At 60.2% G+C, this 10,924-nt stretch carries 8 protein-coding genes; 2 read left to right on the top strand and 6 right to left on the bottom strand.

The window, feature by feature from the left end; all coding sequences use genetic code 11:
- Positions 1 to 82: 82 nt before the first annotated feature.
- From rplY to AB5Y51_RS13560, 5 genes are all read right to left on the bottom strand, one after another.
- Positions 83 to 370 (bottom strand): 50S ribosomal protein L25, encoded by a 288-nt coding sequence (gene rplY, locus AB5Y51_RS13580; protein WP_010674717.1) that lies wholly within the window; start codon positions 368 to 370, stop codon positions 83 to 85.
- Between the two features lie 163 nt (positions 371 to 533).
- The gene (locus tag AB5Y51_RS13575; protein WP_368178588.1) at positions 534 to 1,364 is read right to left on the bottom strand and encodes a hypothetical protein; all 831 of its coding nucleotides are present in this window, start codon (positions 1,362 to 1,364) and stop codon (positions 534 to 536) included.
- Between the two features lie 71 nt (positions 1,365 to 1,435).
- Positions 1,436 to 5,335, bottom strand: coding sequence for an ATP-dependent RNA helicase HrpA (gene hrpA / locus AB5Y51_RS13570; protein ID WP_368178587.1), 3,900 nt, complete (start codon positions 5,333 to 5,335; stop codon positions 1,436 to 1,438).
- Between the two features lie 189 nt (positions 5,336 to 5,524).
- Complete coding sequence (locus AB5Y51_RS13565; protein WP_010674714.1) at positions 5,525 to 5,947, bottom strand: CBS domain-containing protein; 423 nt, start codon at positions 5,945 to 5,947, stop codon at positions 5,525 to 5,527.
- Positions 5,948 to 6,030: 83 nt separating this feature from the next.
- Complete coding sequence (locus AB5Y51_RS13560) at positions 6,031 to 7,101, bottom strand: transcriptional regulator (protein ID WP_041215183.1); 1,071 nt, start codon at positions 7,099 to 7,101, stop codon at positions 6,031 to 6,033.
- Positions 7,102 to 7,507: 406 nt separating this feature from the next.
- Here AB5Y51_RS13560 and AB5Y51_RS13555 point away from each other — a divergent pair, with 406 nt between their 5' ends.
- Complete coding sequence (locus AB5Y51_RS13555) at positions 7,508 to 8,830, top strand: YjiH family protein (RefSeq protein WP_010674712.1); 1,323 nt, start codon at positions 7,508 to 7,510, stop codon at positions 8,828 to 8,830.
- 57 nt (positions 8,831 to 8,887) lie between these two features.
- Here AB5Y51_RS13555 and AB5Y51_RS13550 read toward each other — a convergent pair whose 3' ends face one another.
- The gene (locus tag AB5Y51_RS13550) at positions 8,888 to 9,769 is read right to left on the bottom strand and encodes a pirin family protein (protein ID WP_368178586.1); all 882 of its coding nucleotides are present in this window, start codon (positions 9,767 to 9,769) and stop codon (positions 8,888 to 8,890) included.
- A 118-nt stretch (positions 9,770 to 9,887) separates the two neighbouring features.
- Between AB5Y51_RS13550 and AB5Y51_RS13545 the strand changes: the two genes are divergently transcribed.
- Positions 9,888 to 10,814 (top strand): LysR family transcriptional regulator, encoded by a 927-nt coding sequence (locus tag AB5Y51_RS13545; RefSeq protein WP_368178585.1) that lies wholly within the window; start codon positions 9,888 to 9,890, stop codon positions 10,812 to 10,814.
- Positions 10,815 to 10,924 lie beyond the last annotated feature (110 nt).

Genomic DNA, 10,924 nt, shown 5'->3' with positions numbered 1-10,924 from the left:
TTTTATTTTCCCGGAAAAAATGCTGTAAAAACAAAGAGGCCACCCGATTGGGTGGCCTCTTCACAGGAAAGTTCGTTGTCGATTAGACGCGAACGAAATCCAGGTGAACCAGCTTGTAGCGAACCGGGTGACGCTGGATAGCCTTCACGTTCACTTTGACTTCTTCACCGTTGATGACCAGGGTCAGCTCGGAGGAGTAGAACTCCGGCTTCTCTTGGGCCAGGATCAGCTTTTTGTGGTCCAGGGTAACGGACACGGCTTCTTTGCCTGCACCGTAAACGATGGCAGGAACCAGGTCAGCATGACGCAGGCGGCGGCTCGCACCTTTCCCCAGGTCAGAACGGACTTCAGCTTGGAATACGAAAGACATAGTGATTATCTCTTTTAAGATGAATGTATGGTGTTGACTGCGACCGGTCAGCACCTCGCAAAACGAGCGCGAATACTAGCACGGGCCCGGAGGGGATACAAGGAAAGAACCCGCGGCACTCTTCTCTAGGCAAAAGGCACTCCACCACGCCTCTCACCATCCCCTAACGCCCCTGCTCCAGACGGGCAAACTGCTGCTGTCGCTGGGCCGGGCTCAGGGCATCGAATTGCGCCAGAGTCTGCGCTGTGGGGCAATAGAGGCGCTGCCCGGCCTGCACCTGGATCCCTTTGGCCATCCTGTCACGATTTTCCTGTACCAGCGCCAGCAGATAGCTGTAAGTATCCGAACCGCCGGTCTCCTTTGACTGAAGCTGGCTTGCGATACGCCACAGGGTCTCTCCCGCCGCCACCTGATGACAAACCCGCGAGGCCTCCCCTGCCGCCGTGGCGGAAAGAGTCAAGGTCGCCTGCTCAGGGGCAGAATCTGCGGTGGCCATGGGCTGTGCATCTCCCTGTCTTGCCAAGGCCTGGGTGGGGACCTGCCCCCCAAGCCGTGCGAGCAAGGGCTCCCCCAGGGGCATCCGCGCCTTCCTCTCCCGAGGCAGGGAGAACTCGGCGACAAAGGCGACAGCGCCCGGGACTTCGAACGAGAGGGCCGAGGAGGCGGCTTGCTGTACTGATTGGTGGGGCGCCATGCCATAGGCCATCTCATCGATGCGCTTTAGCCTGGCCAGGTAAGCCTTGGAGAGCTGGGCCTCCCCTTCGAACAGATCGAAGGGGGGCACCAGCCGGGCAGGAAAGAGGATCTGCCAGCGGCCATTCTTCTTTCTCTGTTCAAGAGGGGGAAACTGATTGCCCCGCCAGGCCGCAAAAATGGGCGGCACGGGGCGCTGCACCGGATAGTACTCCGGGTTGAGCTGCACCCAGGTTTGTTCCGCAATGGGTTGATACCCGCTGATGTTGACCAGTGCCACCCCCAACCAGATCCCCAGCATATGACGGCCTCCCTTCCCTTTGGCGTCCCGTTGCTTTCACACTATGGCTCAGAAAACAGATAGATAGCAGCTTAGCACTGGGCAATGGCGCTCTGCACCCGTTTATCCGAGATGGGGTATGGCGTCCCCAGTTGCTGGGCGAAGAAGGAGACTCGCAGCTCCTCGATCATCCAGCGGATATTGGCCACCTCGGTGGGAATAAGCTGGGATTTGGGGATCTTGGCGAGCAGTGCCTTGTACTCCGACTCCACGCTGTGCACCTTGAGCATGTAGACCCGATCCCGGTTGGGATCGATGGCCAGCTTCTCGAGGCGCCGCTCGATGGCCCGCAGGTAGCGCAGCAAGTCAGGCAACCGCTGCCAGCCGGTCTCGGTGACAAAGCCCTTGTGGATGAGGTTGCCGAGCTGCTGCTGGATGTCCGACATGGCAAAGGCGGTGTCGAGCTGCATCTTGCCCTTGAGCCGTTTCTTGATCTCATGGGAGAGGGTCAGCACGGCTTCCACCTGCTTGGCCACCTCCACCACCGCATCGTTGAGCTCGGCGCGGACATACTCCTTGAGCGCCTCGAAGCCGGCTTCGTCCCACGCCATGCCGCCGTGCTGCTCAATCAGCTTGTCACAGCCACAGGCGATGCAGTCGTCAATCAGCTCGGCCACCTTGCCAAACGGGTTGAAATAGAGCCCGAGCTTGGCCTTGTTGGGCAGCTTTTCCTGCAGGTACTTGATGGGAGATGGCACGTTGAGCAGCACCAGCCGACGCTGGCCAGCCCACATCAGCTGCTGCTGCACCACAGGACTTTCCACCAGCTGGATGGCGACCGAATCCTTCTGATCCACCAGGGCCGGATAGGCTTTCACCTCGAAACCGCCCCGCTTCTGACTGTACTCCTGGGGCAGCTCGCCAAAGCTCCACAGGGTGAGGCCAGACTGCTCGATATCGTCGTCCGCCACTTGCGACAGGGTCTCCTGCACCTTGCCGCGCAGCGACTCTTTCAATGCCTCCAGATCCTTGCCTTCCGCCACCTTCTTGTGCTTGTCGTCCACCACACGGAAGGTGAGTTTCAGGTGATCGGGCACCGCAGACCAGTCCCAGGATTCACGGGGCACGGTCACACCGGTCATGCGGCGCAGCTGACGCTCCATTTCGTCCAAGAGCGGCCCCTGTTCAGGGTTGATGCTGGCGAGCAGCGCATCGGCATAATTGGGGGCCGGCACGAAGTTCTTGCGCATCGGCTTTGGCATCGACTTGATGAGGGCCACCAACAACTCGTGACGCAGCCCGGGGATCAACCACTCGAACCCCTTCACCTCCACCTGATTCAGGAGCGGCAGCGGAATATGCAGGGTCACGCCATCGGCGGCCTCCCCCGGCTCAAACTGGTAGGTCAATTTCAGCTTGAGGCGCCCCTGCTGCCAGAAGTTGGGGTAGTCGAGATCGCTGATGTGGGCCGCGTCCCCCTTCATCAGCATCTCTTTCTCGAAGTTGAGCAGCTCGGCGTCCTGCTTTTGCGCCTCTTTCCACCACTTGTCGAAGTGGCGGCTTGATATCACCTCCTCCGGCAAACGGGCATCGTAGAAGCGGAACAGGTCCTCATCATCTACCAGAATGTCGCGCCGGCGGGACTTGTGCTCCAGCGCCTCTACTTCGGCCAGGAGCTTGCGGTTATCGCTGAAGAAACGGTGGCGGGTCTCGAAATCCCCCTCCACCAGCGCGCGGCGGATAAACAGCTCGCGGCACAGCGCCGGATCGATGCGGCTGAAGTTGATGGTGCGCTCGTTGACCAGGGTCAGACCATAGAGGGTCACCTTCTCCTTGGCCATCACGGCGCCGTTTTTCTTCGACCAGTGGGGGTCGCTGTGGTGCAGCTTGATAAGGTGCCCCGCCAGCGGCTCCACCCACTCGGGTTCAATCTTGGCGTTGATGCGGGCGTAGAGGCGCGAGGTTTCCACCAATTCTGCGGCCATCACCCACTTGGGTGGCTTTTTAAACAAGCCCGAAGCCGGGAAGAGGTGGAAGCGGCCATTGCGGGCGCCGAGGAATTCGGGCTTTTCCAGATCCTTGTTGCCGATATGGCTCAAGAGGCCGGTCAAGAGCGCACAGTGCACCGTCTTGAAGTCTGCCGGTTCCTGGTTTGCTTTAAAACCCAGCTCCTTGACCGTCTGACGCAGCTGGAAGTGAATGTCCTGCCACTCGCGCACCCGCAGATAGGAGAGAAACTCCTTCTGGCACATGCGGCGAAACGGGTTGCTGCCAAGGAGATCCTGCTGCTCTTTCAGGTAATTCCACAGATTGACGAAGGCGAGGAAGTCGGAATCCTTGTCTTCAAAGCGTCTGTGCTGCTCGTCGGCGGCCTGCTTTTTCTCCATGGGCCGCTCGCGGGGATCCTGAATGCTGAGGGCGGCGGTGATCACCATCACCTCACTCAGGCAGCCGGTCTGCGCTGCGCTGATCACCATCTTCGCCAGACGCGGATCAAGGGGGATGCGCGAGAGCTGGCGACCGATCTCGGTCAGCTGCAGTTTGGCTTCGCGATCGCCGGTGGCGGGCAATTCCCTCACCGCCTCCAGCTCTTTCAAGAGAGTCAAACCGTCCTTGATATGGCGCGACTCCGGCGGCTCGACAAAGGGGAACGCCTCCATATTGCCAAGGCCGAGCGCCAGCATCTGCAGGATGACCGAGGCCAGATTGGTGCGCAGGATCTCGGGGTCGGTAAAGGCGGGGCGGCTATTGAAATCCTCCTCAGAGTAGAGACGGATACAGATACCATCCGCCACCCGACCGCAGCGGCCTTTACGCTGATTGGCGCTGGCTTGGGAGACCGGCTCGATGGGCAGGCGCTGCACCTTGGTACGCCAGGAGTAGCGGCTGATGCGGGCGGTGCCCGGATCGATGACGTAGCGAATGCCCGGCACCGTCAGCGAGGTCTCCGCCACGTTGGTGGCGAGCACGATGCGCCGCCCGGCATGTTGCTGGAACACCTTGTTCTGCTCGGCATTGGAGAGGCGGGCGTAGAGCGGCAGTACTTCGGTATCGCGCAGGTTGAGCTTGCGCAGAGCATCGGCGGTATCGCGGATCTCCCGCTCGCCGTTCATGAAGATGAGGATGTCCCCGAGCCCTTCGCGTGCCAGCTCTTCCACCGCATCGAAGATCCCCTGCAGCTCGTCACGCTCTTCCAGCCCTTCGCTTTTATCACTGACGAGAGGGCGGTAGCGCACCTCCACCGGGTAGGTGCGGCCAGAGACCTCGATCACCGGCGCCTTGTTGAAATGGCGGGAGAAACGTTGCGGGTCGATAGTGGCCGAGGTGATGATCACCTTGAGATCGGGGCGTTTGGGCAGCAGTTGCTTGAGATAGCCCAGGATGAAGTCGATGTTGAGGCTGCGCTCGTGGGCCTCATCGATGATGATGGTGTCGTACTGGGTGAGCATCCGGTCGTTCTGGATCTCGGCCAGCAGGATACCGTCGGTCATCAGCTTGATGTGGGTCTGCTCGCTCACCTGATCGGTAAAGCGCACCTTGTAACCCACGTAGTGGCCGAGTTCGGACTCCATCTCCTCGGCGATGCGGGCTGCGACGGTACGGGCCGCCAGACGGCGCGGCTGGGTGTGGCCGATAAAGCCCTTGATCCCACGCCCGAGCGCCAGACAGATCTTGGGGATCTGGGTGGTTTTGCCCGAACCGGTTTCGCCGGCGATGATCACCACTTGATGCTCTTGAATGGCTTTGGCGATCTCCCCCTGCTTCTGGCTGACTGGCAGATTGTCCGGATAGGTGACCTTGGGCACGCCCGCCAGACGGGACTGGTAGCGCGCCTGTGCCACATCCAGGTCAGCGGCGATGGTCTCGAGCACGGCAGCCTGCTTGGCTTCCGGCAGCTTCTTGACCCCGTGCAGTCGACTGGAGAGACGGCGGGCGTCGAGATTCATGCAGGCGGTAAGACGGCGGCGCAGCGCCTCGATAGAGAGAGACAAGGTACGAATTCCTTAAAAGAGTGCCCATCAAGGGCCATATCGATAGCTGGGGGAGATCCTAAAGAGCGAGGCTGGGCGGTGCAAGCCTTAAAGCGCCGCGCCAGCACATCAAGCCGGAGGCGTCATGACCGTCACGGATGAAAAGAGCAGGCCGGAGCCTGCTCTTTGAAAACAACCAGACAACACCGTTCAGACTCTGGCCTGATGCACGAAACAGGTGCCAAGCTGGGCGTGGATGGCCTGCATCACATTGTGGCGGTTGATGACCCCGAGCAGGCGCCCCTCCTCCACCACAGGATAGATCTTGGGCTTTTGACCCATCATCATCTCCGCCAGATCCAGGATGCTGGTGTCGGGGCCGACTGCCAGCACCTCCTTGCGCATCACATCCCTGACCTGGGCCACCTGTTCACAGTGGTAGGCCTCCTTGAGCATGACGGCGATGCAATCCTGCTCGGAGACCCAGCCAATCAGATGTCCCTGGCTGTCCACTACGGGGCCGCCCAACTGATGACTGTTGAGAAATTTTTCCACCGCCGCCTGTACCATCATCTCTGCGCTGAAGGTGATGGGCTTGGTCTGCATGTAGTCCTTTGCCTTGAGTGATTCCATGACGCTTTCCCCCAACGAGCCTCCCGAGGGGAGGCAAGAGCCGGGCACTATGTCCGGCTCACTCCAAGCATAGTCCGCATGGATCAGGAGATGGATTGCAGCAAGAGCAAGAGCTCGTTCTGGCTGTGGCAGTCGGTCTTCTTGAACACCCCTTTCAGGGTGGAGCGCACGGTTTCCACCTTGACACCGCGCAGCTCCGCGATGTCGTTGCTGCTGTAACCCTTGCTCATCAGTACCAGCAGCTCCTTCTCACCAATCGTGAGGGGATAGAGGCTGGCCAGCGCTTCGATGTCGGGGTTGAAGGCGTGCTCGGGGTCACGCAGCACCACTTCCACATAGCGTTCAAAGCGGCTGAGTCCGCTCATCAGGGTGCATTGGACCAGCAGCGGGCGCAGGTTAGGCTGACGGGGAATGGACATATAGGCGCTGGCGCCGGGCAGCAAATAGGCAAAGCCATTGAGGATCTCCTTGAGCTGACGTTGCTGCTCCTTATTCTGCAAAGAGAAAATGCCATTGATGGCCCGCAATTCCACATTTTCATCGGCGATACGGTTGAAGGCCACATTGGAATAATGAATATGCCCCTTGTCGTCTATGATGGCGCTGGGCTTATTATGGTTTTTCACCAGCTGTTGCAACTGATAGTTCTGGGTTTCCAGGGCCAGCAAGTTCCAATAATGGTGGCTCCAGGCCGCCAGTCCGGAATAGATTTCCGAGAGCGAGGTGAGGTCGCGACTGCTGAAATCATCTTGCGCTGCACCACGGTAACTGCACAGGCTGCTCAGCCCACGCCCTTTGACCTGGCAGACGCCGCCGGCGGCGAATTGGGCGCCGAAACTTGCCAGCAGGCCCACCGAGCTTGAAATGCTGTTGGCGCTGACGATCCCCTTGCACCCTTTATCCAGGTAATGGTTGAACCACACATCCTGGCGATGATGTTGCAGGTAAAACTGCTGCTGGGCCTCGGTCAGACCGCTGGAAAAAAGCTTTATTCCGTCGCTCTTGTCATCATCCCGCAATAAAAACAGGGATGAACTGCAGGAAACGTCGGCGCGAAATTGGTCCACGACGAGCTTAATGTCAGAATCATTAATACCGCACTCGTATAACTGGCTGATATAGGGCGATATCCTTTCTTTCTCTAATGCCTTCACACCCGAACTCCTAATTCTTATTTTTATTGAAGAGGCATCTTACTCTGCAATGGGATAGCCGAAAAGTAGTCAAATGAACAAAGGGTTTATGATTTATTCATAAATAGTCATGAATATAGGCCCATGAATGAATATGACCAGAAAGGGTAAATAGCCGCTCATGTTTTTCCTGGCGCTGGTCGCTTTCCTCCCTGTTTTGCCTCTTGATGCCTCACCACCCACTCGCCGTCCCGGCCCCTCTTCCCCCCAAGATCACGCTTTTCAACCTTGGGGTCATCTGCATCCACATCGATTCACATGTTGCATTTTGGTGACTTTGGTGTTTCCATTTTGAGCGCCGGACGATATTGTATATACAAATCATCCGCTCAATGGAATTGAACCATGCGGATCACAAGGAGAGAAAATGGAACCTGAACACACGCTCACTGCACCGGCAGGATCAGGGGCCGGCATCAAGCTGCTGCTGGCCAGCCTGCTTGGCATCGCCATCTTTTTTGTTCCCTTCGAGCTTGGCGGGCGCAGCACCATAGTGGTGGATCACCTGGCCGGCTTTCTGATTGCCCAGCGCCCCCTTGCCCTGACCCTCATTCTCTTGCTCATCGCCTATGGCGCCATCACCCCCTTGCTGGATGGCCGCTGGCGCGCCCGTCCCATCGACAGGGTATTGAGCCTGTTCAAGCTGCTCGGGCTGGCCCTGGCCATTTTGTATGTCACAGACTGGGGCCCTGCCTGGTTGATGACCCCGGATCGCCTCCCCTTCCTGTTCGATAAGCTGGCCATGTCTGTGGGTCTCATCGTGCCTATCGGCGCCATGGCCCTGACCTTCCTGCTCGGTTTCGGCCTGCTGGAATTCATCGGGGTGCTGATGCAACCCGTGATGCGCCCCCTGTGGCGCACGCCGGGTCACTCCGCCATCGATGCGGTCGCCTCTTTCGTCGGCAGCTACTCGGTGGGCCTGCTCATCACCAACCGGGTCTTCCTCGCGGGCAAGTACACGGTGCGAGAAGCCGTCATCATCGCCACCGGCTTCTCCACCGTCTCGGCCGCCTTCATGATCATCGTGGCCAAGACCCTCAACCTGATGGGACACTGGAACTTCTACTTCTGGTCCACCCTGGTGATCACTTTCGTCATCACCGCCATCCTGGCGCGTGTTCCTCCCATCAGTCGCCTGGCTCACCATGGGGAGACCGACGAGCCGCTACCGGCTGGCATGAGCCGCTGGCAGGCGGCCCTCACCTGCGGCCTGACCCAGTCCCACCAGGCAGATCCCCTGCTGCGGCAATTGAAGGACAACCTCAGGGACGGTCTTCACATGGCCGCTGCCGTGGTGCCCACCATACTGTCCGTCGGTCTGCTGGGCCTGCTGCTGGCAAAGCACACTCCCCTGTTCGATCTGCTGGGCTGGCTGCTCTGGCCACTGACCTGGCTGCTGGATCTCGGCGAGCCGCTCGCCACCGCCAAGGCCCTCTCGGCCGGTCTGGCCGAGATGTTCCTGCCCGCCATCCTGCTCAAGGATGCCGACCTGCTGGTGCGCTATGTCGCGGCCGTGGTTTCGGTCAGCTCGGTGCTCTTCTTCTCTGCCTCCATCCCCTGCATTCTGGCCACCCGGATCCCGGTGAGCGTGGGACAGCTGGTGGTGATCTGGCTGCTGCGCACCCTGCTTGGCATCCTGCTGGCTGCCTTGTGCGGCAGGCTGGCGCTGGCCCTCGGCTGGCTCGGTTGACCAGGGCTCATAAAAAAACAAAGCGCCATCAGGCGCTTTGTTTTTATCGGGATTGTCTCAGGGGGCGATGACGGCGAACCGGCCGCTGTTGAAATCATCTATCGCCTGATGGATCTCTGCCTCGCTGTTCATGACAAAGGGGCCATAACCCACGATGGGTTCATCGATGGGCTCGCCACTCAGCAGCAACAAGCTGGCCTCGCCCTCCGCCTCCAGCATGAACTCCTCCCCGTTGGGATCGAGCAGCACCAGTTGTGCTTCGCCCGCGCGCTCCTGACCGTTGATAATGAGAGAGCCCTTGAGCACCACCAAGGCGCTGTTCCATCCCGCTACCGCTGGCAGCACCACGCTGGCCCCGCCTTTGAGCCGCAGATCCCAGATGTTCATGGGCGAGAAGGTGCGGGCTGGCCCCACTACCTCGCCTTGTTGCAACCCGGCATCGTTCCCGGCGATGATGCGTACCCGCACATCGCCCTCCTTGAGGCTCAGTTGCGGGATGCTGTCGCTGGTGATGCCCTGATAACCGGGCGTCGACATCTTGTGTTTGGCGGGCAGGTTGACCCAGAGCTGCACCATGTCGAGGGTACCACCACGACGGGTGAACCCCTGGGAGTGGAATTCGTCGTGCATGATGCCGGCGGCGGCCGTCATCCACTGCACGTCTCCCGGACCGATGATCCCCCCCTGGCCGGTCGAGTCGCGATGGGCGACCTCCCCTTCATAGACGATGGTGACCGTCTCAAAACCACGGTGCGGGTGTTCCCCCACGCCCCTGGCATGATCGGCGGGCTCGAAATGTGCCGGGCCAGCCCTGTCCAGCAGCAGGAAGGGGCTCAAGGCGCGGCCATGGGTCTGATACGAGAACAGCGAGCGAACCGGGAATCCGTCACCGACCCAGTGTTGTCGAGGGGCGCTGTAAATACCGATGACTCTTTTCATGATGCTCTCCTGGGTGATCGTCACGGGATGTGTCGTGGCTCGCATTGTGAGTCTGGAACGCTGCGTCCGGTAGACGTAAAATTGGCCATCAGCGTCCTATTTTGTGAACGATAACCCCATGCAACAGGATCTCAACGACCTCTATTTCTATGTCCAGGTGGTGGATCACGGGGGCTTTGCCCAGGCCGGCAGGGCCCTCGGCATGCCCAAATCCAGGCTCAGCCGCCGCATCGCCATGCTGGAGGAGCGACTCGGGGTGCGTCTTATCCAGCGTTCCACCCGCAGCTTCACCGTCACCGAACTCGGGCAGGCTTATTACACCCGTTGCCGGGCCATGCTGGTGGAAGCCGATGCGGCGCAGGATCTCATCGCCGCGACCCAGAGCGAGCCTTGCGGTCTGGTGCGCATCGCCTGCCCCATCGATCTGCTGCACGCCCACGTAGGGAGGATGCTGGTCTCTTTCGCCCTGGCCCATCCCAGCGTCAAGGTGCAGCTCGTCGGGGTCAACCGGGCGGTGGATCTGGTCGCGGAGGGGTTGGACATGGCGCTCAGGGTGCGACCACTGCCCCTGGAGGACAGCGATCTCGCCATGCGGGTGCTGGGTTATGCGACCCAGTGTCTGGTGGCAAGTCCGGCCCTTGTCGCGTCACTCGGCATGCCCCGGGCCCCCGCAGATCTGCTGTCATGGCCGAGCCTCGGTCACGGCGCCAGCCTGGAAGGCCATCACTGGACCCTGCTGGGCCCCGATGATGCCAGAGTCAAACAGCACCACAGCCCCCGCTTTGCCACCACCGACATGCAGACATTGCGTCAGGGGGCGATCGACGGGCTCGGGGTCGTGCAACTGCCCACCATGATGATGAATGAGCCCCTGGCCGATGGCCGGCTGGTGCGTCTGCTCCCCGACTGGGCACCGCGCCAGGAGGTGATCCACGCGGTCTTCCCCTCACGCCGCGGTCTGCTGCCTGCCATCCGCGCCCTCATCGATCATCTGGTCGAGGGCTTCTCCCCCCTGGGGCAGGCAAGTACGCAGCTCCCGCCATGATCTGTTCATGGCCGTTCCCGGGTGTGCCGACATGCAAAAGGCCAGAGCTTGGCTCTGGCCTTTTCATTTTTCCCCTTCTCAGAGGAGGGGAAACAGATACGGGCAGTATC

The organism is Aeromonas sp. R7-1, from assembly GCF_040908115.1.
Classification (GTDB): Bacteria; Pseudomonadota; Gammaproteobacteria; order Enterobacterales; family Aeromonadaceae; genus Aeromonas; species Aeromonas caviae.
This window is presented reverse-complemented; position numbering and strand designations above follow the sequence as displayed.

Excerpts from the sequence above, each read along its gene's own strand:
- rplY (WP_010674717.1), bottom strand. The coding sequence starts at position 370 with ATGTCTTTCGTATTCCAAGCTGAAGTCCGTTCTGACCTGGGGAAAGGT.
- AB5Y51_RS13575 (WP_368178588.1), bottom strand. The coding sequence starts at position 1,364 with ATGCTGGGGATCTGGTTGGGGGTGGCACTGGTCAACATCAGCGGGTAT.
- AB5Y51_RS13565 (WP_010674714.1), bottom strand. The coding sequence starts at position 5,947 with ATGGAATCACTCAAGGCAAAGGACTACATGCAGACCAAGCCCATCACC.
- AB5Y51_RS13555 (WP_010674712.1), top strand. The coding sequence starts at position 7,508 with ATGGAACCTGAACACACGCTCACTGCACCGGCAGGATCAGGGGCCGGC.
- AB5Y51_RS13550 (WP_368178586.1), bottom strand. The coding sequence starts at position 9,769 with ATGAAAAGAGTCATCGGTATTTACAGCGCCCCTCGACAACACTGGGTC.
- AB5Y51_RS13545 (WP_368178585.1), top strand. The coding sequence starts at position 9,888 with ATGCAACAGGATCTCAACGACCTCTATTTCTATGTCCAGGTGGTGGAT.